Raw genomic sequence first — 22,094 nt, 5'->3', positions numbered from 1 at the left:
GGACACTCAGATTAATCCTCAAACTGTAGAAGATCACGCAATAAAACAGGTGATATCCAAGTCATTTTATTGACATTTGATATCCGTCAACGCCGTCCACAGCGTCCACATCACACGTCTGGACAGAGCCTCGAGGGACAGTTGAGGGCCACACGGAAAAAAGCTGAAACCAGTTTCCCATTGAAACCCGTCTCGACCTGCCCCATCTAACCTGCATAGCCCATCGCGCAGGAGCCTTCATGAGCGACCAGCAAGCATTTCCCGAAGATCCACGTGAGTACCTCGATCCGGAAAATACCGAACAGCCCAGTGCCCATGGCACCGGCCTGGCCCTGCCCGGGCAGAATCTGCCGGACAAGGTCTACATCATGCCGATTCACAATCGTCCCTTCTTCCCGGCGCAGGTACTGCCGGTGATTGTCAACGAAGAACCCTGGGCCGAAACCCTGGAGCTGGTAAGCCAATCCGACCACCACTCCCTGGCCCTGTTTTTCATGGATACCCCCCAGGAAGACCCGCGCCACTTCGATACATCCGCGTTGCCGGAGTACGGCACCCTGGTCAAGGTCCACCACGCCAGCCGCGAGAACGGCAAGCTGCAATTCGTCGCCCAGGGCCTGACCCGGGTACGCATCCGCACCTGGCTCAAACACCACCGGCCGCCCTACCTGGTGGAAGTCGAATACCCGCACCAGCCCAGCGAACCCACCGATGAGGTCAAGGCCTACGGCATGGCGCTGATCAACGCGATCAAGGAGCTGCTGCCCCTCAATCCGCTGTACAGCGAAGAACTGAAGAACTACCTCAACCGCTTCAGCCCCAACGACCCTTCGCCCCTGACCGACTTCGCCGCCGCCCTGACTTCCGCCACCGGCAACGAGTTGCAGGAGGTGCTGGACTGCGTGCCGATGCTCAAGCGCATGGAAAAAGTCCTGCCGATGCTGCGCAAGGAAGTCGAGGTCGCGCGCCTGCAGAAAGAGATCTCCGCCGAGGTCAACCGCAAGATCGGCGAGCACCAGCGCGAATTCTTCCTCAAGGAACAGCTCAAGGTGATCCAGCAGGAACTGGGGCTGACCAAGGATGACCGCAGCGCCGACCTGGAGCAGTTCGAGCAGCGGCTGAGCGGCAAGGTGCTGCCGGCCCAGGCGCAGAAACGCATCGCCGAGGAAATGAACAAGCTGTCGATCCTCGAAACCGGCTCGCCGGAATACGCCGTGACCCGCAACTACCTGGAATGGGCCACTGCTGTGCCCTGGGGCGTCTACGGCGAGGACAAGCTCGACCTCAAGCACGCGCGCAAAGTGCTCGACCAGCACCACGCCGGGCTCGATGACATCAAGACCCGCATCCTCGAATTCCTCGCGGTGGGCGCCTACAAGGGCGAGATCAGCGGCTCCATCGTGCTGCTGGTGGGCCCGCCGGGCGTGGGCAAGACCAGTGTCGGCAAGTCCATTGCCGAATCCCTGGGGCGGCCGTTCTATCGCTTCAGTGTCGGCGGCATGCGCGACGAAGCCGAGATCAAGGGCCACCGCCGCACCTACATCGGTGCCCAGCCGGGCAAGCTGGTGCAGGCCCTCAAGGAAGTGGAGGTGATGAACCCGGTGATCATGCTCGACGAGATCGACAAGATGGGCCAGAGCTACCAGGGCGACCCAGCCTCAGCCCTGCTGGAGACCCTCGATCCGGAGCAGAACGTCGACTTCCTCGACCATTACCTGGACCTGCGCATGGACCTGTCCAAGGTGTTGTTCGTGTGCACCGCCAACACCCTGGACTCGATCCCCGGGCCGCTGCTCGACCGCATGGAAGTGATTCGCCTGTCGGGTTACATCACCGAGGAAAAACTCGCCATCGCCAAGCGCCACCTGTGGCCCAAGCAGTTGACGAAAGCCGGTGTAGCCAAGAGCAGCCTGAGCATCAGCGACAGTGCCCTGCGCGCCGTGATCGACAGTTACGCCCGGGAAGCCGGGGTGCGCCAACTGGAGAAACAACTGGGCAAACTGGTGCGCAAAGCGGTAGTCAAGCTGCTGGACGAGCCGGATGCAAACATCAAGATCGGGCCCAAGGACCTGGAGGCCTCCCTGGGCATGCCGGTGTTCCGCAACGAGCAGGTCCTGAGCGGCACCGGAGTCATCACCGGCCTGGCCTGGACCAGCATGGGCGGCGCGACCCTGCCCATCGAGGCGACGCGGATTCATACCCACAACCGTGGTTTCAAGCTCACCGGCCAGTTGGGGGATGTGATGAAGGAGTCGGCGGAGATCGCCTACAGCTACGTCAGTTCGCACCTCAAGCAGTTCGGCGGCGACAGCAAGTTCTTCGACGAAGCCTTCGTCCACCTGCACGTTCCTGAAGGTGCCACGCCCAAGGATGGCCCGAGCGCCGGGGTGACCATGGCCAGCGCCCTGCTGTCCCTGGCGCGCAACCAGCCGCCGAAAAAAGGCGTGGCCATGACCGGCGAGCTGACCCTCACCGGCCACGTGCTGCCCATTGGCGGGGTGCGGGAGAAAGTCATCGCGGCGCGGCGGCAGAAGATCTTTGAGCTGATCCTGCCGGAGCCCAACCGCGGGCATTTCGAGGAACTGCCGGACTACCTCAAGGAAGGCATCACCGTGCATTTCGCCAAGCGTTTTGCCGACGTGGCCAAGGTACTGTTCTAAATCCCTTCGCCGGCAAGCCGGCTCCTACAGGTTGTCCCTTGTAGGAGCCGGCTTGCCGGCGAACAGGCCATAAGCGCCAACCTCCGTCCCCCGGCCCACACCGCCCATCATCTTCAGTTATGCTCGCCGTTCGTCACGAATGATCGGAGCTTCCTGACCCATGTCCGCACCTCGCCTGCTTGCCCTGCTCAGCCTCGCCCTGCTGGCCGCCTGCGCCAGCCAGCCCAAGCAAAACGTCACCGTGGAAAACCAGAGCCAATGCCCCCTGCAATTGCACAACGGGCAAACCCTGACCCTGACCCTACCCAGCAATCCCACCACGGGCTATCGCTGGGCAATCCAGGATTCGGCCGGCGGCATCCTGCGCAAGGTCAGCCCCGAGGTCTACAGCAATCCCGAGAACACCGGTCTGGTGGGCAGCGGTGGTCAATCCACCTGGCGTTTCCAGGCGTTCGCCAGCGGCCAGGGCCGACTGCTGCTGACCTATCAGCAACCCTGGGCACCGGAAGAAGCACCGGTAAAAGCCTTCGACTGCTCAATCACGGTCAACTGACATGGGCTGGCTGATTCTTGCGCTAATGGGCGCCGCCACCTTCATCTACGGGGTCAGCGTGCATGCCACGCTGCTCTGCCTGCTGGTCAAGCCGCTGCCGGTGCTGGCCCTGCTGGGCTGGCTGCATGATGCGCCGCCGGGGGACTATCGCCGCTGGATCGCCATTGGCCTGTTGTTCTCAGTGCTGGGGGACGTGCTGCTGGCCTGGCCTTCGGACCTGTTCGTGTTCGGCCTCGGGGCGTTTCTGGTGGCGCACCTGGCCTACCTCAAGGCCTATCTCTGCGACTGTCGGCGCCTGGCGCTGTTGCCGCTGGTGGTGGCACTGGCCATTGGCGCGGGGCTGTTGAGCATCCTGATTTCCCACGGCCTGGGCCCGCTGCTGATCCCGGTGATCGTCTACGCCCTGACCATCAGCGCCATGCTCTGGCGCGCCCTGGCACGCCTGGGCTCAGCGGTGCCCAAACGCTCGGCGGCGCTAGCGGCCGCGGGGGCCCTGAGCTTCGCCTTCTCCGACAGCCTGATTGGCATCAGCCGCTTCGTGGTGGCCTTCGATGCCGCGCCCTACTTGATCATCATTTTCTACTGGCTGGGCCAGTGGGGTATCGCTGCTTCGGCGTTCAGCCAGAAGCCGCGCTGATCAGCCGGCGCCGGCAAGCCGGTCCCTACTCTCGGTAGTGGCCGGCTTGCCGGCGAAAAGGGCCACACCTTGCGTCGCCCTTGCTCTGCTGAAGGCCCTGCGGGCCTTATCGCAGCCTGCGCCAGCGGCTACAATGCCGCCCTCTTTTTATCTCCATCGCTGGAAATGCCGTGAGCAAAGAACCCGACCGCCTATTCGCCCAGCCCCTGGCCCAGGTGCCCGACTTCGCCTTTAACGAGGATGTGGTGCGGGTGTTCCCGGACATGATCAAGCGCTCGGTGCCGGGTTACCCGACCATTGTCGAGAACCTCGGGGTGCTGGCCGCGCAGTTCGCTCAGCCCAACAGCGTGCTCTACGACCTGGGCTCATCCCTGGGCGCGGTGACCCAGGCCCTGCGCCGCCATGTGCGCAGCGACGGTTGCCGGGTAATCGCCGTGGACAATTCGGCGGCCATGGTCGAGCGTTGCCGGGAATACCTCAACGGCCAGGATTCGATGTTCCAGGAGTTGCTGCCGGTGCAGGTGATCGAAGGCGATATCCTGGCCCTGGAGTTCCAGCCGGCCTCGGTGGTGGCTTTGAACTTCACCCTGCAGTTCATCGCCCCGGAGCAACGCCTGGCCCTGCTCGGGCGCATCCGCCAGTCGTTGCTGCCCGGCGGCGCGCTGATCCTCTCGGAGAAGCTGCGCTTCAACGACACCGAGGAACACGCCCTGCTCACCGACCTGCACATCGCCTTCAAACGCGCCAACGGCTACAGCGAACTGGAAATTGCCCAGAAGCGCAGCGCCATCGAAAACGTCATGAAGCCCGACAGCCTCGAAGAACACCGCGAACGCCTGCTGGCCGCCGGGTTCTCGAAAGTCGTGCCGTGGTTCCAGTGTCTTAATTTTGCCTCGTTGATTGCCCTGCCATGATTGATCTGTCTCCCCTCGCTCGCCGTCTGGCGGGCACGCCCCTGGCCGAATGGGCCAACGGCCTGCAAGCCCAGCTCGATGCCAAGATGGAAAAGGGCCATGGCGACCTGGAGCGCTGGCAGAGCGCCCTCGACGCATTGCCGAAGATCCAGCCCAGCGAAGTCGACCTGATCAACGGCCTGCGCCTGGACACCGACTGCGACGACGCCACCCGGGCGCAGATGCGTACCGCACTGATGGGCCTGTCACCGTGGCGCAAGGGCCCGTTCAACCTGTTCGGCGTGCACGTGGATACCGAATGGCGTTCGGACTGGAAGTGGTCGCGGGTCGCGCCGCACCTGAACCTTGAAGGCAAACGCATCCTCGATGTCGGCTGCGGCAATGGCTACTACATGTGGCGCATGCTCGGCGCCGGCGCCCACAGCGTGATTGGCGTGGACCCCAACTGGTTGTTCTTCTGCCAATTCCAGGCGGTGCAGCGCTACCTGTCGCAGCCTGCGGTGTGGCACCTGCCATTCCCCTTCGAAGACCTGCCGGCCAACCTGGAAGGTTTCGACACCGTATTTTCCATGGGGGTGTTCTACCACCGGCGTTCGCCCATCGAGCATCTGTTGGCGCTCAAGGACTGCCTGGTCAAGGGTGGCGAACTGGTGCTGGAAACCCTGGTGGTGGAAGGCGATCAACATCAGGTGCTGGTGCCGGAAGACCGTTATGCGCAGATGCGCAACGTGTGGTTCCTGCCCTCGGTGCCGGCCCTGGAGCTGTGGCTGCGGCGCGCCGGGTTCAGCGATGTGCGCTGCGTGGATGTCAGCGTGACCAGCGTCGAGGAGCAGCGCGGCACCGAGTGGATGAAGTACCAGTCCCTGAGCGACTTCCTCGACCCCAACGATCACAGCAAGACCATCGAAGGCCTGCCGGCGCCGATGCGCGCGGTGATTGTCGCCAGAAAATAACCCCGCCTTCCCTCTGTAGGAGCTGGCCGGGCGGCGTTCCGCTTGCCAGCGAAGGCGCCCGCCAAAGCGGTGCAAGGCTCAAGGGCCTCTTCGCCGGCAAGCCGGCTCCTACGGTTTGGTGTAGGCCGCGAACCGGTTTGCGCTCAGCGCGCCCGGCGCGCCTTGAAGAATTCGCTCAACACCGTGCCGCACTCTTCGGCCAGCACCCCGCCCTCGTACAGCACCCGATGATTGAGAAAGCCCTGGGTGAAGAACTGGCCCTGGCTCTGCACGATGCCGGCCTTGGGTTCCAGGGCGCCGTACACCACCCGGGCAATGCGCGAATGGACGATCAGCCCGGCGCACATGCTGCAAGGTTCCAGGGTCACGTACAGGGTGCTGCCGGGCAGGCGATAGTTGCTCACCGCCTGGGCCGCCTCGCGGATCGCCACCATTTCGGCGTGGGCGCTGGGGTCGCTGCCGCTGATGGGGCAGTTGTAACCGCGGCCGATGATCTGGCCATCCAGCACCAGCACCGCGCCCACCGGCACTTCCCCCAGGGCGGCACCCTGGGCGGCCAGGGCCAGGGCTTCGCGCATGAAGTCCTGGTCGCGGCTGCGGTCGATGATCGGCGCCGGGCGTATCTGACGCATCACGCCACCTCGATGGCGGCCATCAGACCGGTTTCCATGTGGTCGATCACGTGGCAGTGGAACATCCAGACCCCAGGGTTATCCGCCACCAGCGCCACGCGGGCACGCTCGTTCTTGCCCAGCAGGTAGGTGTCGGTGAAGTAGGGAGTGATCTTCTTGCGGTTCGAGGCGATGACCTTGAAGCTCATGCCGTGCAAGTGGATCGGGTGTTGGTACTGAGTCATGTTCTTCAATTCGAAAATGTAGCTCTTGCCCTTTTTCAGCGTGGCAATCGGGCGGTCGGCGCAGGTCTTGTCGGTGATGTCCCAGGCCTGGCCGTTGATCTGCCACAGGCTCGGCGGCTGGCCATTGTCCACGTTCACCGAGACCGAGCCAACCCACTCGAAATTGAAGTTGAGCTTCTCGGCGTTGTCGAGATCCGGCTCGGCCACCGGGTTGGCCGGCAGGGCTGGCGGCCACTGGGTCGGCGCATCGTTGTTGGCCACCGAACGCAAGGTGCCCAGGCGCACCGGACCGTTGCGCAGGGACAGTTCCTGCCCCGCCGCCGGCGCCTTGATCGCCAGGCAGATACGCATGCCCGGCCCCAGCCAGTACTCCTTGCCCAAAGGACGCGGCTCGATGGGGTTGCCGTCCAGTGCATAGATCTGCGCTTCGACATCGGGGATGTTGATGCGGTAGGTCAGGGTGTTGTCCAGGTTGAGCAGGCGCACCCGAGTAATCTGCCCGGCCGGCAGGTCGATCACCGCCTGGGACACGCCGTTGATGGTGGACAGGCGCCCGGCCGTGCCGCCCCGCGCCGCTTCCCGGGGGATGCTGAAGGAGACGAACGCGCCCTCTTCGTCCACGTGCCAGCTTTTCAGGCTCAGGGTGCGCTCGTACTGGAATCCGGTGGGTTCGCGCTCTTCGACGATCAGCGGGCCCACCAGGCCGCGGCCCAGTTCTTCGCTGCTGTTCACATGGGGGTGATACCAGTAGCTACCGGCATCCGGTACGCGGAACTTGTAGTCGAAGTATTCGCCGGGTAGCACCGGCAGTTGCGAGACGTAAGGCACGCCGTCCATTTCCAGGGGCAGGCGGATGCCGTGCCAGTGGATGGTGGTGGCCACGGGCAGGTGGTTGATAAAGCGCACCCGCAGCCACTCGCCCTGGCGCACTCGCAGTTCGGTACCCGGTGCCGATGGCCCGAAAGCCCAGGCTTGGGTCTTGTGCCCTGGCACCAGTTCCACATCCAGCGGCGCAGCGATCAGTTCGTAGTCGTGGCCCGCTTCAGCGTCGGCCATTTTCCCCAGCCAGTAGCGCGAGGCGCCACCCGCTCCCACGCCCACCACTACCAGACCGGCCAGACCACCGAGTATTTGTCGACGGGTAAAGGACATGGACTCAACTACCTCACGTATCCGCGGCGGGACCAAGCCCGCAAAAGGCGAATACGATACACCCGCAGTTGAGAAACAGTAAGGCCGGCGCGGCGACCGGACGCAGGCGGGACGGGGAAACGATGGGTGTTTTCGGGAGCCTGCTCCCTGGCAAGCCCGTTGCTCTTGCAGGAGCCGGCTTGCCGGCGAACAAGACCCTCAGCCCTGCAATCCCAACAGCAGATGCACCACACCACCGGCCAGGGGCATCACTGCCGGCACCCCCGCCACTCGCAGGGCGCTGCTGTCCAGCAACTGCGGATCATGCAGTTCCAGGCGCAGGCGGGTCAGGGCCAATGGTTGTTGGCTCTTGATGTTGGCGCTACCACCCAGTGCCGCCAGCATCGCGTCACTCAGAACACGGCCCTTGGCCTGGGGGGCCTTCGGCTGATCAGGGATCAGGTCTGGAGTCAGGGCCTTCCAGAACGCCCGTTGCAATTTCTCGAACATCTTCAGTTCTCCAGAATCAGTGAGTCGGCGGCGACTTGCTGCCGTTGCAGGCATTCACGTACCTGAACCGCGTCTTCCAGATCGATGATCCGCGCTGCCAAGGCCTGGCACTCGCTCAGATCCAACTCCCGTACCCGGGCCTTGATGGCGGGAATCAACGGCACGCTCACCGACAGCTCGTCTACTCCCAGGCCCAGCAACAGCGGCACCGCCAGGGTCTCGGAAGCCAGTGCACCGCAGACGCCGACCCACTTGCCGTGGGCATGGGCGGCCTGCACCGTGCGCGCGATCAGGCGCAGCACTGACGGATGGAAGCTGTCGGCCTGACTGGCCAGGCGCGGATGATCACGGTCCATGGCCAGGGTGTACTGGGTCAGGTCGTTGGTGCCGATGGAGAAGAAATCCACCTCCGGGGCAAAACGATCCGCCATCAAGGCCGCCGAAGGCACCTCGATCATGATCCCCAGCTTGGGCCGCTCCGCCAGGCCCAGGGCCCGGACCTCGTCATCGAGCAATTGGCGCGCCTGACGCAGCTCCGCCAGCTGGCTGACCATCGGCAACATGATGTGCAGGCGGGCCTGCCCGGCGCTGGCGAGCATCGCCCGGAACTGCTCGCGCAGCAGTTCGGGACGCTCCAGGCACAGGCGGATACCCCGCAGGCCGAGAAAAGGGTTGGCTTCGCTGTCCATGGGCACATAGGCCAGGGGCTTGTCGCCGCCCACGTCCAGGGTCCGCACCACCAGATTGCGCGTCGGCCCCAGGGCCTGGGCAATGGCCAGATAGGTTTCGGCCTGCTCCTCGGGGCTCGGGGCGTGGCTGCGGTCCTGGTAGAGGAACTCCGAACGCAACAGGCCCACGCCTTCACCGCCCAGGCTCATGGCCTGCTCGGCCTCCGCCAGAGAGGCAATGTTGGCCGTGACCTCCAGATGATGACCATCGCGGGTCACCGCCGGTTGCGCGGCCTGGGCCAGGTCCTGACGCTGGCGCAGGCGTTGCTGCTGACGCAGGGACTCCAGTTGCTGCAGACGCTGAGGGTCCGGGTCCGTATGCAGTTCGCCGCGATCGGCATCCAGCAGAACCCGGGTGCCGTTGGCCAGGGACAGGACCCGGGACGACAGGCCACAGATCGCCGGCAGGCCCAGGGCCCGGGCGAGGATCGCCACGTGGCTGGTGGCGCCGCCGCCAACGGTGGCAAACCCCAGCACCTTGGCCGTGTCCAGGCTCGCGGTCTGCGAGGGGGTCAGTTGCTCGGCAATCAGAATGGCCTGATCCGGCAAGCTCAGGGCATGCTCTTGCACCCCGAGCATCCGCTTGAGCACCCGTTGGCCGACGTCCGCCAGATCCACCGCGCGCTCAGCCAACAGCGTACTGCCCAGGCCCTTGAACAGCTCGGCGGTGGCCTCGATGGCACGGTTCCAGGCAAAGGCAGCGCTCTTGCCGGTGACGATCAGGGCCTCGGCCTGCTGCAACAGACTCGGATCGTCGAGGAGCTCCTGGTGGGCCCGAAAGATTTCCTGCTGCGCGCCACCCCGGGCATTGTCCCGCAGCTGTTGCAGGTCCCGGACCGCCTCCCGCAAGGCCCGCTCAAGCACTTCGCGCTCTTGCTGCGGGTTCACCGCCCACTCCTTTATCTGCAGGCGCTGTTCAGCCACCTGCAGCACCTGGCCGACCGCCGAACCCGGTGACGCACAGACTCCCCGCAGAACCGTCTCCAACGACTCATCCCGCGCCGCCAGCGGCGCAAGACTCGGCGCCGCAGCACTGACTTTCTCGCCACAACCCGAGGCCAACAGCTCCACCAGAACCTGGAGCGCCCGCTCGGCATCCGCACCTGCGGCACTGACCTGCAAGACATCGCCCTGCACCGTCTGCAAGGCCATGATCGACACCAGGGACTTGGCATTGGCCGAGTCCTGGCGCCGATGCAGGCAGATATTCGCGGCAAAGCCCTTGGCGGCCTGGGCCAGCAAAGCCGCCGGGCGCGCATGCAGGCCCTGGGGGTTGCCGAGGATCAGCGGTTTGGAAAACAGCGCCTCAGCTTCAGCGTCCTCGGCCTTGGCACCTTCCTCTGCGGAGGTGGGCTCGATCTGCAACACCGGCTGTCCCAGCTCCACCAGCCGGCGGTCGCCGACCAGCCCGATCACCGCTTCGCCACTGACCACCAGCATCAGGGTCAACAGACTACGGGCATGCAGGGCCAGGTAGTCGGCGTCGAACTCGATCAGCGGCTGGCCAGCCGTGACTTGCTGACCTTCCTCGATCAGGCAGGTGAAGCCCTTGCCCGCCAGGTTCACCGTGTCCAGCCCGATGTGCATCAGCACCTGCTGGCCCTGCTCGCCGGTAATGCTCAGCGCATGGCCGCTGCGCTGCAGGTTGCTGACCACCCCGGACAGTGGCGCGCAGAGGATCTGGGAAGTCGGGTCGATGCACAGCCCGTCACCGATCACCCGGCTGGAAAACACCGGGTCCGGGACCTGCTCCAGGGGCAGCAGCACCCCGGACAGGGGCGCGAGCAATTGCAAGGGTTGGGTTATGGCCATGACGTCACCTGCTAATGATTCCTTGAAGTGCCGATGGAGCGCGAGCCCCGACAGCATCGCTTATTTCCACCAGTACTCGACCTGCAAACCGACGTTCGCACCGTGCCGGGCGCTGCCGAACACACCGCTGTCGGACAGCGCGGAACCGGCCGCCAGCTCATTGGCCGCGCGCTTGGCGGCCTCGTTCCAGCTGGCATAGGTGTAGTACAGGCGCACCTCCGGCCGGGCCCAGAAGTCCGGTCCCTTGGGTGACCAGGTGGGCGCGAAGGTAAATTTACTGAGCTTGCGGGTGCCCCCGGGCGCCTCAACCTGATCGTGGCCGAACTCGGTCACCAGCTTGAACTGCTCGGTGATGGCATAGGCCGGACGCACGCCCAGGGAGATCCAGTTCTGGTCCTGGCCGTCGGGGCGAATGTCCTTCTGATAGACCGCCTCCACCTGGCCGCCGAAGCGCGGGGTCAGTTGCCAGTCGAAGAACTCCACCAGGCGATAGCTCTTGTTGCTGTCATCCAGGTAGGTGTTGCCGGTGTAGCCCAGGCCGGTACCGGGGCCTTCGCCGTATTGCAGGGCCAGTTTGTTCTTGCCGCCGAAAAAGTCCTGCTGCACATGCTGGGTGGTGATCGCCCAGCCATTGTGGGCTCCACGGCGATCGGGCTTTTCCAGGTAGCTCAGGCCCAGTTCCAGCTCGCCGCCGGGGTTGGTCTGGAAGCCGGCGACGTTGAAGTCATGACGGCTCACCGCCTGCTTCTGATAGAGATTGTCCTTGCGGGAAAAGGCGTAGCTGTACTTCAGATCGCCGATGCGCACGTCCTCGACCCCGCCGCCGGTGGCGCTCTGGTTCCAGTAGTAGAAGTCGGAAATATGGATGTCGTTACGCTTGTAGTAACGGCGACCGGCCCACAGCGAGCCGCCATTGAGGCTGGGCAGGTTCGACCACTGGGCGTACATCTGCGGCATGCGCGCCGAGCCGTTTTCGCCCTGGAAGCTCAGGTTGCGGTCGTAGCGGTTGTAGAGCGAAGCCATGCCGTCGACGCTGAGCACCGAGCCATCTTCCAGGGTGTACAGGTCCTGGCGCAGCTCAAGCTCCGCGTACTGCTCACACTCGTTGCCCAGGCGGTACTTGGACTGCGCGCCGGGCAACTGGAAGCAGGACTGCGAGCCGCTGTTCACCGAGGTCCCCAGGCCGCTGCGCAGGTACCCGGCAAACTCCAGGGCCTGGGCCGGCAAGGGCAAGGTCAGACACAGGCAGGACGCCGCCAGAGCGCGATTTATTGTTGTTTTCATAAGCCACCGCATTATTTTTATTGTGTTGTATGGATTCATCGGAACCGGCTTGGCGGCGCATGCGCTGGGCCAGAAAGATCGCCTGGCCCGGTTCGCCGACAGCCGGCGCCTACAAGGTCAGGTGCAGGACGAAGGACTCGTAAGGCCGCAGGTGCAAGTGCCGGTTGCGGGGCTCGTGGTCCGGGTAGTTGCTGATCAGCAGGCGCTGTTGCATGCCGGTGCTGATCACCGCTTCCGGCAACTCGACCTCACACGGCGAGCCATAGAAGTTGTTCACCACCAGCAGGCGCTCGCCGTCGCCCTCGCGCACATAGGCCCAGACTTGCCGATGCTCCGGCAGCAGCTGGCGATAGAGGCCGTGCTGGATCAGCGCTTCCTGGCGGCGCAAGGCGATCAGCCGACGGTAGTGATGCAGCACCGAATCTTCGTCGTCGAGTTGCGCCTCGACATTGATCTGGCTGGCGTTGGCCGGTATCCCGATCCAGGGCTCGGCGCTGCTGAAACCAGCATTGATCCCGGCATTCCACTGCATCGGCGTGCGCCCGTTGTCCCGGGACTTCTGCTGGATCGCCGCCATGATGGCCTGCGGCTCTTCACCGGCCTCGCGCTTGAGGCGGTGGATGTTCAGGGTCTCGACATCGCGGTACTGCTCGATCCGCTCGAAGTGCGGATTGGTCATGCCCAGCTCTTCGCCCTGGTAGACGAAAGGCGTGCCCTGGAGCAGGTGCAGCGCGGTGGCCAGCATCTTCGCCGACACCACCCGGTGCTCACCGTCGTCGCCAAAGCGCGAGACCACCCGCGGCTGGTCGTGGTTACACCAGAACAGCGCATTCCAGCCGCCACCGGCCTGCATGCCGGTTTGCCAGTCGGAGAGGATGCGCTTGAGTTCGAGGAAGTCGAAATCGGCCCGCAGCCACTTCTGCTGGTTGGGGTAGTCCACCTTCAGGTGATGGAAGTTGAAGGTCATCGACAGCTCCTTCGACTCCGGATGGGAATAGCGAATGCAGTGTTCCAGGCAGGTGGAGGACATCTCGCCGACATTCACCAGATCGTGCCCGGCGAACACTTCCCGATGCATTTCCTGCAGGTACTGGTGCACGTTGGGACCGTCGGTATAGAAGCGGCGGCCGTCGCTCTGATCCTCGGGGAAATCCGCCGGCTTGGAGATCAGGTTGATCACGTCGAGGCGGAAGCCGCCGACGCCCTTGTCGCGCCAGAAGCGCATCATCTTGAACACTTCGGCACGCACCTGGGGGTTATCCCAGTTGAGGTCGGCCTGGGTGTGATCGAACAGGTGCAGGTAGTACTGCCCGGTCTGGGCCTCGTATTCCCAGGCGGAGCCGCCGAACTTGGATTCCCAGTTATTGGGCTCATCGCGCCAGATGTAGAAATCCCGGTAGGGGTTGTCCAGGCTGCTGCGGGCCTGCTGGAACCAGGCGTGCTCGATGGAGGTGTGGTTGACCACGATATCCAGCATCAGCTTGATCCCGCGCTTGCCGGCTTCGGCGATCAGCAACTCGCAGTCGGCCATGCTGCCGTAGCTGGGATCGATGGCGTAGTAGTCGCTGATGTCATAGCCGTTGTCCCGCTGCGGCGAGCGCAGGAACGGGGTCAGCCACAGGCAATCGACCCCCAGCCAGTGCAGGTAGTCGAGCTTGTCCACCACCCCCAGCAGGTCACCGGTGGCCTGGCCTTGGTGGCTGTGAAAACTTTTCGGGTAGATCTGGTAGATCACCGAACGCTGCCAGTCTTGCATGGGGGAATCCTTTGGAAAGTGCGAGGACATTCGCCGGCGAGCCGGCGCCTACAGGGCGGGTCAGGCCACGCGATAGCCGGGCCGGATGATCTTCAGGCTCAGGCCGCAGGTCAGGACAAAAGGCACCACCAGGGCGATGACCATGCCAATCACGAACGTCGGGATGTACTGGGGAATGATCGAGATGAACCCCGGCAGCCCACCGACACCGATGGCCGAGGCCTGGACCTTGTTCAGCGAGAGAAAGATGCTGCCCAGGGCCGAGCCGATCAGCGCGGCGTAGAAGGGAAACTTGTAGCGCAGGTTGACGCCGAACATCGCCGGCTCGGTGATGCCGAAGTAGGCGGAAATCGCCGAGGTCGAGGCCATGCTGCGATCACGAGCGTTGCGGCTCATGGTGAACACCGCCAGGGCCGCGCTGCCTTGGGCCAGGTTGGACATGACGATCATCGGCCAGATAAAAGTGCCGCCCTGGGTGGCGATCAGTTGCAGGTCGACGGCCAGGAACATGTGGTGCATGCCAGTGATCACCAGCGGTGCGTAGAGCAGACCGAAGATGGCGCCGCCGAGCATGGGCGCCAGCTCGAACAGGGTGACCACGCCTTCGGTGATGAGGATTCCCAGGTGCCGGGTCACCGGCCCGATGATCGCCAGAGCCAGCACGCCGGTGACCACGATGGTGGTGATGGGTACCACCAGCAGGGTGATGGCGTTGGGCACCCGGGCGCGCAGCCATTTTTCGATCACGCTCATCACATAGGCCGCCAAAAGGATCGGCAGGATCTGCCCCTGGTAGCCCACCTTCTCGATCTGGAACAGACCGAAGATGTCGAAGTACGGCAGGCTCTGGCCGTCCAACCCGGCCACGGCCTTGCCATAGTTCCAGGCGTTGAGCAGATCGGGGTGGACCAGCATCAGCCCCAGGACGATGCCGAGGATCTCGCTGCCGCCAAAGCGCTTGGCCGCCGACCAGCCCACCAGGGCCGGCAGGAATACGAAGGAAGTGTTGGCCATCAGGTTGATCAGGCTCCAGAGCCCATCCAGCCCCGGGTACGCCTCAAGCAGGGTCTTGCCCTCGATGAACATGCCCTTGGCCCCCAGCAGGTTGTTCACCCCCATCAGCAGGCCGGCGATGATCAGCGCCGGCAGGATGGGCATGAACACATCGGAGAACACCCGCACCAGACGCTGCATGGCGTTGGTCTTTTCCGCGCCCTTCTGCTTCACGTCGGCAATGGTGGAAACCGCGAGCCCCGTCTGCTCACGCAGGGCCGCGTAGACCTTCTCTACCTCGCCAGGGCCGATCACCACCTGGAACAGGCCACCGGTGAAGAACGAGCCCTTGACCAGATCGATCTGGTTGAGGGTGGCGCTGTCGACCAGGCTCGGGTCCTTGAGGGCCAGGCGCAGGCGGGTCACGCAGTGGGCTGCCTGTTCGAGGTTGTCGGCGCCACCGAGGCTGTGCAGCAACTCGCTGGCGATCGTTGAATAGTCGTGGCTCATGCTTGTTCTTCCACCTGAGATTTTTGTTATTGGCAGCACGCCGAGGGGCAAATTACTCGTCTATACGAGTTAAATCAATAACTCGTACAGACGAGTTTGAAATTTTCTTCCGGCGTGGCCCTGTCCCATGCTTTTTCCACCCGCTAAAGCATCACCAGGGCGCATGGACAAATGCCCCGTCCAGCCCTTAAGGTGCCTGCCTTGAGCACAGTCCGGCACAGAGCCATCCCATGAGCAAATACAACCAGATCTACAGCGATCTGCTTGCCAGCATCACCACCGAACGTCTTGAGCGGGGCGCCCGCCTGCCTTCGGAAAGCGAACTGATGGACAGCTACCAGGCCAGTCGCGGCACCGTGCGCAAGGCCATCGAACTGCTGCAGGAGCGCGGTTTCGCGCAGAAGATTCACGGCAAGGGCACCTTCGTGCTCTCGCCCAATCCCATCGAGTTCCAGCTGGGCGGCATCGTCAGCTTCCAGGAAACCTATCCGCGCCTGGGGGATGACGTCAGCACCGAGGTGGTGGAGTTCAGCCAGTTCCCCCTGCAAGGCGCCCTGCGCAACCATCTGCAGGCGCAAGAGGGCAGCCTGATCACACGGATCAAGCGCGTGCGGCGAATCGACGGCAAGCGGGTGATTCTCGACATCAACCATTTTGTCGCCGAGCTGATTCCGGGGCTGGACCGGCAGATCGCCGAGCATTCGATCTACGCCTACATCGAACAGACCCTGCAACTGAACATCAGCTATGCCCAGCGCACCATCGAGGCCAGCCCGCGGAGCAAGGACGATCAGCAACTGCTCGACCTGGACGGCCAGAGCCATGTGATCGTGGTCAGCAACCAGACCTTTCTCCAGGACGGGCGGCAGTTCGAGTACACCGAATCACGGCACACCTTGGACAAGTTCTACTTCTCCGACGTGGCCCGGCGCTAAGCCCTACCCCGTCAGCCCAACAGAGCCACCAGTTCACCGCTGAGGGGGCCGATGCGCTTCGACTCCTTGGCGGTGTTCACCTGCTGTGCCACCCGCGCCACCTCGATCACCGGGTGCTTGAGAGGGTAACCGCCCTTGCTGTCCAGCCAGCTCAGAACCTCCGCCAGATGCCACAGCGAGGTGCTGCCCTCATGGATCGCCAGGGGAAAACTGTCGGCGTGGCCGAGCATCAGCTTGCGCATGTTCTGCCGGGACACGCCGACGATCTCGGCGATCTCGCTGAGGCCGACAAAGTCCGGGCTGGCCTCCACCAGCCGCGCCTCGGGGATGATGCGCTTGATATCCCCCAGGGCACTGAGCAGCGCCGCTTCGGCGCTCTCGGCCTCGCGACTGAACTCCAGGGCCAGGCGCCCGGCCAGACCGGTGCCCACCAGGGCGTCGGTGCAGCCCGCCGCACCGAGGCGCTCCACCAGTTGCAGCGGATCGCAGCCCTCCAGCGGCAGCAGATAGTTGAGGGTGAACAGGTATTCCATGGTGCTTACTCCTGACGGGCTGCCGGCGCCTTGGCCCCACGCAGCTGATTCACAGTGCAGTTGTCGATCACCCGGCATAGCGCCCGGGCGTGCTGGGTCGGGTTCTTCGGCGTACGCCAGACACTGGTGATGCAGAACTCGCCGCAGCGGCACACTTCGTTGTTATACGGGCAGTAGATCCGCCCCCACGCATGGCCAGCACCGACCTCGATTCGCCAGCCCTGCCATTCGGCGTAGCGCAGAGCCATTTCAATGTCCTTCTTGGGATGAGTTGCACGAGCCATCCATAGCCTCCAGTATCGCCAGTCATGCAGGGTTGTCAACTGACAACCTTGTGCAATCCGATCAAACCCGCGCCACGAACAAGCCGCAGCAAAAACAGCGGGGGGAGACCCAAGGGTAGAGAGAAGCCCGGGGCAGAGCGCCGAACATGTCTTACGTGATATTGCCGGAAGGTGAAAAAGCAGCGTTTCTAAAGGTTCTGCAACACAAATGCCGATGTGTAACGGATTCAATCTCCGCAGAAACGACAATGGCGATCGATCCCCGAAGGTCCCGATCGCCATTGGTTAAAGCCAGTGGATCAAGCGCCGATCACTCGGCCCCGATCATTCCCACTCGATCGTTGCCGGCGGCTTGCTCGACACGTCGTAAGTGACGCGGGAGATGCCTTCGATTTCGTTGATGATCCGGCCGCTGACTGTTTCCAGCAGCTCGTAAGGCAGGTGTGCCCAACGGGCGGTCATGAAGTCGATGGTTTCCACCGCGCGCAGGGCCACGACCCAGGCGTAACGGCGGCCATCGCCGACCACACCGACGGATTTCACTGGCTGGAACACGACGAATGCCTGGCTGACCTTGTGGTACCAGTCGGCCTTGCGCAGTTCTTCGATGAAGATGTGGTCGGCGCGACGCAGCAGGTCGGCGTATTCCTTCTTCACTTCACCGAGGATGCGCACACCCAGGCCCGGGCCCGGGAACGGGTGACGGTAGACCATGTCGTACGGCAGGCCCAGCTCCAGGCCCAGACGGCGGACTTCGTCCTTGAACAGCTCGCGCAGCGGTTCAACCAGCTTGAGGTTCATTTCTTCCGGCAGGCCGCCCACGTTGTGGTGCGACTTGATCACGTGGGCCTTGCCGCTTTTCGCGCCAGCCGACTCGATCACGTCCGGGTAGATGGTGCCCTGGGCCAGGTACTTGATGTTTTCCAGCTTGCAGGATTCGGCATCGAACACGTCGATGAAGGTACGGCCGATGATCTTGCGCTTCTTCTCAGGGTCCGACTCGCCGGCCAGGTTGTTGAGGAACTGCTCCTCGGCGTTGGCGCGGATCACCTTGACGCCCATGTTCTCGGCGAACATGGCCATCACTTGCTCGCCTTCGTGCAGGCGCAGCAGGCCGTTGTCGACGAAAACGCAGGTCAGCTGGTCGCCGATGGCTTTGTGCAGCAGGGCCGCGACCACCGAGGAGTCGACACCGCCGGACAGGCCCAGCAGGACGTTGTCGGTGCCAACCTGGGCACGGATCTGGGCAATGGCGTCTTCGGCGATCTTCGACGGGGTCCACAGCGCTTCACAGCCGCAGATGTCGAGGATGAAGCGCGACAGGATGCGGCCGCCCTGCTTGGTGTGGGTCACTTCCGGGTGGAACTGCACGCCGTAGTAGCGCAGGTCATCGTTGAACATGCCGGCAATCGGGCAGCTCGGGGTGCTGGCCAGGATGTGGAAATCCTTTGGCATCTTGGTGACCTTGTCACCGTGGCTCATCCACACGTCGAGACCGAACAGGCCGTCGGCGTCGACGTGGTCTTCGATGCCGTCCAGCAGGCGGCTCTTGCCCACCACATCAACCCGGGCATAACCGAATTCGCGCAGCTCGGAACCTTCGACCTTGCCGCCCATTTGCTCGGCCATGGTCTGCATGCCGTAGCAGATGCCGAAGACCGGAACGCCCAGGTCGAACACCGCTTGTGGGCAGCGAGGGCTGTTGGCTTCGTGCACGGACTCGGGACCGCCGGCGAGGATGACGCCTTTGGGAGCGAATTCGCGGATCGCTTCGTCGTCCATGTCGAACGGATGCAGTTCGCAGTAGACCCCGATCTCGCGCACGCGGCGGGCGATCAATTGGGTGTACTGGGAACCGAAGTCGAGGATCAGAATGCGGTGGGCGTGAATGTCGAGGGCCATGGTCAGTCTCGTCTAATTTCAGAAACGACACGGGGCTGAAAAACACAGCCCCGGTTACTAAATTCGTCAATCGCCTCCGGGCCTGGGCCTGGAGGCGATCACTATCAACCTACGCGATAGTTTGGCGCTTCCTTGGTGATCTGCACGTCGTGGACGTGGGATTCAGCCATGCCGGCGCCGGTGATGCGGACAAACTCCGGCTTGGTGCGCATTTCTTCGATGTTGGCGCTACCGGTGTAGCCCATGGAAGAACGCAGGCCGCCCATCAGCTGATGGATGATCGCAGTCAGGGAGCCCTTGTACGGCACGCGACCTTCGATCCCTTCCGGCACCAGCTTCTCGGCACCCGCGGAGGAGTCCTGGAAGTAGCGGTCGGAAGAGCCCTGGGCCTGGGACATGGCGCCCAGGGAACCCATGCCACGGTAAGCCTTGTAGGAACGACCCTGGAACAGTTCGATCTCGCCCGGCGCCTCTTCGGTACCGGCGAACATCGAGCCCATCATCACGCAGGAGGCACCGGCCACGATGGCCTTGGACAGGTCACCGGAGAAACGGATACCGCCGTCGGCGATCAGCGGAACGCCCGTGCCGACCAGTGCCGCTGCAACATTGGCGATCGCGCTGATTTGCGGCACGCCGACACCGGCAACGATGCGGGTGGTGCAGATCGAGCCAGGGCCGATACCGACCTTGACCGCGTCGGCGCCGGCTTCGGCCAGGGCCTTGGCTGCAGCGCCAGTGGCGATGTTGCCGCCGATCACCTGCACTTGCGGGAAGTTCTCTTTGACCCAGCGAACGCGGTCGATCACGCCCTTGGAGTGACCGTGGGCGGTGTCGACCACCACCACGTCGACACCGGCATTGACCAGCGCAGCAACGCGATCGCCCGTGTCTTTGCCGGTACCGACCGCAGCGCCGACACGCAGACGACCTTGATCGTCCTTGCTGGCCAGCGGGTAGGCCTTGGCTTTTTCGATGTCGTTGACGGTCATCATGCCCTTGAGGGCAAAGGCGTCATCGACGATCAGCACGCGTTCGATACGGTGCTTGTGCAGCAGCTCACGGACGGCGGTCTTGTCGGCGCCTTCCTTGACAGTGACCAGGCGCTCTTTAGGCGTCATCACTTCGCGGACACTGGCTTCCAGACGGCTTTCGAAACGCACGTCGCGGGAAGTCACGATGCCCACCAGATCGCCGTTGTGCAGCACGGGCACACCGGAGATGTTGTGCATGTTGGTCAGTTCGAGCAGGTCACGCACGGTGGCGTCGGCTTCGATGGTGATGGGGTCTTTGACCACACCGGCTTCGAAACGCTTGACCTTGCGCACTTCGGCAGCTTGCTGCTCGATGGTCATGTTCTTGTGGATGATGCCGATGCCGCCTTCCTGAGCCATGGCGATTGCCAGACGGGCTTCAGTGACGGTGTCCATGGCGGCGGAAACCAGTGGAATATTCAGCTCGATGCCACGGGTCAAACGGGTCTTTAGACTGACTTCATTAGGCAGTACTTCGGAATAACCGGGCACTAAGAGGATGTCGTCGAAGGTGAGGGCTTCTTGGCTGATACGCAGCATCGCGGGGGCTCCCGGGCGGGAAAATGGAAGCGCGCCATTATACTCAGACACCTACCCGGGCTCAATGTAAAACTCTGTCTAATATCACTGGAGTGATAGATGGAGATATCAGCGCGCTACAACTCGACCTTGACCCAACTTATCGGTTGATCCAGCCAGTCGGCAAACTCGTCGATAAAACTCTGTTTGAAACCCGCTTCGGCCCAGTTGTTGAAGATAAAGCCCAAGTTGGAAAAGCCGCATTCCTGAAGAAACAGAAAGCCGTTGATGTCATCTTCATGACCGCACTCGGGACAGGTGAAGTTATCGGTGCGCCCCGGCATCCAGTCTTCCAGGCTCTCGAACAGCGCTTCACCCACTTCCTGGCGGCATTCGGCACAGCCGGCTTCTTCGAGAAAGCCCTTGGCCGGGGTATAGATGCAGCGTTTGGTGATGATCTCCAGACCATTGATCGGCTCGCCGAAGGGCAGCGCCTGCGGCCGCAGCACCACCTCCCGTGCCCCCGGCGCAATCGCATGGCCCATGCGATTGCCGGTGCGCCCGCACGTGCTCAGGGTTTCCTCGACGATGTTCTTGCGCACCAGCCAGCGCACGATGGCCCGAGCCCGGGGCTCGGGCACCGGCAGGGTGGAAATTTTCGGGACGAGGATGCTTTGCGAGTTCATGGATAAGCCTGAAACATGCGGGACAGTACGAACGCTTTCGCCGGCAAGCCGGCCCCCACCATCAATTGTAGGAGCCAGCTTGCCGGCGAACGAATTTAAAGGCCCGCAGCTTAATCCCTGAACCCCGCAGGTCAAGTGCTCAGAAAGCGCCCGATCAAGGCAACACCACTGGCCAGCACCAGCCAGGTCACCAGGCGCACAAAGGCCTCCCGGGACAACCTCATGGTCAAGCGCCGTCCCACCCATAGACCCAACGCCATAGCCGGCAACAAGCACACCGCCAACAGCAGCAGCGGCAACTCGGCATAGACCCCGGCCAAGGCAAACAGACTCAGACGCACCACGGTACTGCAACTGATCAACGCACTTTGAGTGGCCCGTGCCAGGTCCTTGGGCAAACGACTGTTCAGGTAAATGGCATATAAAAAGCCGCCACTACCGAACAAGGCGCCAAACATTCCTCCCACTATTCCCATCGGCACCGACCAGCCGGCCGCCAACTGAGCCGGGCGTACCCTCACCCACAAGCTGTAGATGGCATAAGCACTGATAAACAGCCCCATTAATAGAAGCAGCAGATCGGACTTGAGGTTGAGCAGAAAGATCACCCCCAAGGTGCAGCCCAGCGCCATGCAGGGCAGCAGGCGCAACAGCTCCGGCTTGGCCACGTCCTTGCGCGATGGCAGCAGGTTGCCGAAGGCTGCGACAAAGTCGAGCAGCACCAACAGCGGCACGATTTTCGACAACGGCATGAACAGGATCAGGACCGGTCCCGCCACCAGCGCCGTGCCGAAACCGGCGATGCCAAACACGATGTACGCCAGCGCGATGCCCAGGCCGATCGCCAACCAACCACCCGGGCCGAAAGACCACTGGTTCAAACCTTCGATTACCACGCTCATCA

At 63.2% G+C, this 22,094-nt stretch carries 19 protein-coding genes; 6 read left to right on the top strand and 13 right to left on the bottom strand.

The features are described from left to right. Positions 1–239: 239 nt before the first annotated feature. The 5 genes from lon to cmoB all read left to right on the top strand — a co-directional run bounded on the left by lon (position 240) and on the right by cmoB (position 5,717). On the top strand, positions 240–2,660 hold the full coding sequence (gene lon / locus Q8O96_RS07020; RefSeq protein ID WP_102860428.1) for an endopeptidase La: 2,421 nt from the start codon (positions 240–242) through the stop codon (positions 2,658–2,660). 160 nt (positions 2,661–2,820) lie between these two features. Further along, positions 2,821–3,213 carry a protease inhibitor I42 family protein gene (locus Q8O96_RS07015; protein WP_102860427.1) on the top strand — a complete coding sequence of 131 codons (393 nt, stop codon included), beginning with the start codon at positions 2,821–2,823 and terminating at the stop codon, positions 3,211–3,213. 1 nt (position 3,214) lies between these two features. Then, positions 3,215–3,850 carry a lysoplasmalogenase gene (locus Q8O96_RS07010; RefSeq protein ID WP_305948596.1) on the top strand — a complete coding sequence of 212 codons (636 nt, stop codon included), beginning with the start codon at positions 3,215–3,217 and terminating at the stop codon, positions 3,848–3,850. 170 nt (positions 3,851–4,020) lie between these two features. After that, on the top strand, positions 4,021–4,764 hold the full coding sequence (cmoA, locus tag Q8O96_RS07005) for a carboxy-S-adenosyl-L-methionine synthase CmoA (RefSeq protein WP_102880789.1): 744 nt from the start codon (positions 4,021–4,023) through the stop codon (positions 4,762–4,764). Further along, a complete protein-coding gene (gene cmoB, locus Q8O96_RS07000) occupies positions 4,761–5,717 on the top strand; it encodes a tRNA 5-methoxyuridine(34)/uridine 5-oxyacetic acid(34) synthase CmoB (protein ID WP_250329578.1) in 957 nt (318 codons plus the stop codon). Before cmoA ends, cmoB begins: the two co-directional genes overlap by 4 nt. Before the next feature lie 143 nt (positions 5,718–5,860). On the opposite strand, the gene tadA is transcribed toward cmoB, so the two are convergent. The 7 genes from tadA to treP all read right to left on the bottom strand — a co-directional run bounded on the left by tadA (position 5,861) and on the right by treP (position 15,297). Then, positions 5,861–6,349 (bottom strand): tRNA adenosine(34) deaminase TadA, encoded by a 489-nt coding sequence (gene tadA / locus Q8O96_RS06995; RefSeq protein WP_041119721.1) that lies wholly within the window; start codon positions 6,347–6,349, stop codon positions 5,861–5,863. Further along, complete coding sequence (locus tag Q8O96_RS06990; protein ID WP_102860423.1) at positions 6,349–7,725, bottom strand: multicopper oxidase family protein; 1,377 nt, start codon at positions 7,723–7,725, stop codon at positions 6,349–6,351. The genes tadA and Q8O96_RS06990 overlap by 1 nt, the downstream gene beginning before the upstream one ends. Positions 7,726–7,923: 198 nt before the next feature. After that, positions 7,924–8,214, bottom strand: coding sequence for a PTS transporter subunit EIIB (locus tag Q8O96_RS06985; RefSeq protein WP_102860422.1), 291 nt, complete (start codon positions 8,212–8,214; stop codon positions 7,924–7,926). A 2-nt stretch (positions 8,215–8,216) separates the two neighbouring features. After that, positions 8,217–10,754 carry a phosphoenolpyruvate--protein phosphotransferase gene (ptsP, locus tag Q8O96_RS06980; protein WP_305948595.1) on the bottom strand — a complete coding sequence of 846 codons (2,538 nt, stop codon included), beginning with the start codon at positions 10,752–10,754 and terminating at the stop codon, positions 8,217–8,219. 60 nt (positions 10,755–10,814) lie between these two features. Then, positions 10,815–12,038, bottom strand: a complete 1,224-nt coding sequence (locus Q8O96_RS06975) for a carbohydrate porin (RefSeq protein WP_305948594.1) — start codon at positions 12,036–12,038, stop codon at positions 10,815–10,817. A gap of 109 nt (positions 12,039–12,147) precedes the next feature. Next, entirely contained in the window at positions 12,148–13,794 is a 1,647-nt protein-coding gene (gene treC / locus Q8O96_RS06970; RefSeq protein WP_305948593.1) for an alpha,alpha-phosphotrehalase, read from the bottom strand. 60 nt (positions 13,795–13,854) lie between these two features. Further along, a complete protein-coding gene (treP, locus tag Q8O96_RS06965; RefSeq protein ID WP_102860418.1) occupies positions 13,855–15,297 on the bottom strand; it encodes a PTS system trehalose-specific EIIBC component in 1,443 nt (480 codons plus the stop codon). A gap of 230 nt (positions 15,298–15,527) precedes the next feature. Here treP and treR point away from each other — a divergent pair, with 230 nt between their 5' ends. Beyond that, positions 15,528–16,232 (top strand): trehalose operon repressor, encoded by a 705-nt coding sequence (treR, locus tag Q8O96_RS06960; RefSeq protein ID WP_102860417.1) that lies wholly within the window; start codon positions 15,528–15,530, stop codon positions 16,230–16,232. Between the two features lie 11 nt (positions 16,233–16,243). Here treR and Q8O96_RS06955 read toward each other — a convergent pair whose 3' ends face one another. From Q8O96_RS06955 to Q8O96_RS06930, 6 genes are all read right to left on the bottom strand, one after another. After that, positions 16,244–16,765, bottom strand: a complete 522-nt coding sequence (locus tag Q8O96_RS06955; protein ID WP_102860416.1) for an AlpA family transcriptional regulator — start codon at positions 16,763–16,765, stop codon at positions 16,244–16,246. Between the two features lie 5 nt (positions 16,766–16,770). After that, positions 16,771–17,049 carry a hypothetical protein gene (locus Q8O96_RS06950; RefSeq protein ID WP_207166484.1) on the bottom strand — a complete coding sequence of 93 codons (279 nt, stop codon included), beginning with the start codon at positions 17,047–17,049 and terminating at the stop codon, positions 16,771–16,773. A 324-nt stretch (positions 17,050–17,373) separates the two neighbouring features. Next, the gene (gene guaA, locus Q8O96_RS06945; protein WP_102860414.1) at positions 17,374–18,951 is read right to left on the bottom strand and encodes a glutamine-hydrolyzing GMP synthase; all 1,578 of its coding nucleotides are present in this window, start codon (positions 18,949–18,951) and stop codon (positions 17,374–17,376) included. A gap of 104 nt (positions 18,952–19,055) precedes the next feature. Beyond that, complete coding sequence (gene guaB, locus Q8O96_RS06940) at positions 19,056–20,525, bottom strand: IMP dehydrogenase (protein WP_102860413.1); 1,470 nt, start codon at positions 20,523–20,525, stop codon at positions 19,056–19,058. A gap of 116 nt (positions 20,526–20,641) precedes the next feature. After that, positions 20,642–21,190 (bottom strand): sugar ABC transporter ATPase, encoded by a 549-nt coding sequence (locus Q8O96_RS06935; protein ID WP_305948592.1) that lies wholly within the window; start codon positions 21,188–21,190, stop codon positions 20,642–20,644. Between the two features lie 131 nt (positions 21,191–21,321). Further along, positions 21,322–22,092, bottom strand: coding sequence for a sulfite exporter TauE/SafE family protein (locus Q8O96_RS06930; RefSeq protein ID WP_305948591.1), 771 nt, complete (start codon positions 22,090–22,092; stop codon positions 21,322–21,324). Positions 22,093–22,094 lie beyond the last annotated feature (2 nt).

This window comes from Pseudomonas sp. LPH60, from assembly GCF_030718165.1.
Classification (GTDB): Bacteria; Pseudomonadota; Gammaproteobacteria; order Pseudomonadales; family Pseudomonadaceae; genus Aquipseudomonas; species Aquipseudomonas danubii.
This window is presented reverse-complemented; position numbering and strand designations above follow the sequence as displayed.

What these genes read in the sequence shown, in the direction of transcription:
- lon (WP_102860428.1), top strand. Translation starts at nt 240, where the DNA reads ATGAGCGACCAGCAAGCATTTCCCGAAGATCCACGTGAGTACCTCGAT.
- Q8O96_RS07015 (WP_102860427.1), top strand. Translation starts at nt 2,821, where the DNA reads ATGTCCGCACCTCGCCTGCTTGCCCTGCTCAGCCTCGCCCTGCTGGCC.
- Q8O96_RS07010 (WP_305948596.1), top strand. Translation starts at nt 3,215, where the DNA reads ATGGGCTGGCTGATTCTTGCGCTAATGGGCGCCGCCACCTTCATCTAC.
- cmoB (WP_250329578.1), top strand. Translation starts at nt 4,761, where the DNA reads ATGATTGATCTGTCTCCCCTCGCTCGCCGTCTGGCGGGCACGCCCCTG.
- tadA (WP_041119721.1), bottom strand. Translation starts at nt 6,349, where the DNA reads ATGCGTCAGATACGCCCGGCGCCGATCATCGACCGCAGCCGCGACCAG.
- Q8O96_RS06990 (WP_102860423.1), bottom strand. Translation starts at nt 7,725, where the DNA reads ATGTCCTTTACCCGTCGACAAATACTCGGTGGTCTGGCCGGTCTGGTA.
- Q8O96_RS06985 (WP_102860422.1), bottom strand. Translation starts at nt 8,214, where the DNA reads ATGTTCGAGAAATTGCAACGGGCGTTCTGGAAGGCCCTGACTCCAGAC.
- ptsP (WP_305948595.1), bottom strand. Translation starts at nt 10,754, where the DNA reads ATGGCCATAACCCAACCCTTGCAATTGCTCGCGCCCCTGTCCGGGGTG.
- Q8O96_RS06975 (WP_305948594.1), bottom strand. Translation starts at nt 12,038, where the DNA reads ATGAAAACAACAATAAATCGCGCTCTGGCGGCGTCCTGCCTGTGTCTG.
- treC (WP_305948593.1), bottom strand. Translation starts at nt 13,794, where the DNA reads ATGCAAGACTGGCAGCGTTCGGTGATCTACCAGATCTACCCGAAAAGT.
- treP (WP_102860418.1), bottom strand. Translation starts at nt 15,297, where the DNA reads ATGAGCCACGACTATTCAACGATCGCCAGCGAGTTGCTGCACAGCCTC.
- treR (WP_102860417.1), top strand. Translation starts at nt 15,528, where the DNA reads ATGAGCAAATACAACCAGATCTACAGCGATCTGCTTGCCAGCATCACC.
- Q8O96_RS06955 (WP_102860416.1), bottom strand. Translation starts at nt 16,765, where the DNA reads ATGGAATACCTGTTCACCCTCAACTATCTGCTGCCGCTGGAGGGCTGC.
- Q8O96_RS06950 (WP_207166484.1), bottom strand. Translation starts at nt 17,049, where the DNA reads ATGGCTCGTGCAACTCATCCCAAGAAGGACATTGAAATGGCTCTGCGC.
- guaA (WP_102860414.1), bottom strand. Translation starts at nt 18,951, where the DNA reads ATGGCCCTCGACATTCACGCCCACCGCATTCTGATCCTCGACTTCGGT.
- guaB (WP_102860413.1), bottom strand. Translation starts at nt 20,525, where the DNA reads ATGCTGCGTATCAGCCAAGAAGCCCTCACCTTCGACGACATCCTCTTA.
- Q8O96_RS06935 (WP_305948592.1), bottom strand. Translation starts at nt 21,190, where the DNA reads ATGAACTCGCAAAGCATCCTCGTCCCGAAAATTTCCACCCTGCCGGTG.
- Q8O96_RS06930 (WP_305948591.1), bottom strand. Translation starts at nt 22,092, where the DNA reads ATGAGCGTGGTAATCGAAGGTTTGAACCAGTGGTCTTTCGGCCCGGGT.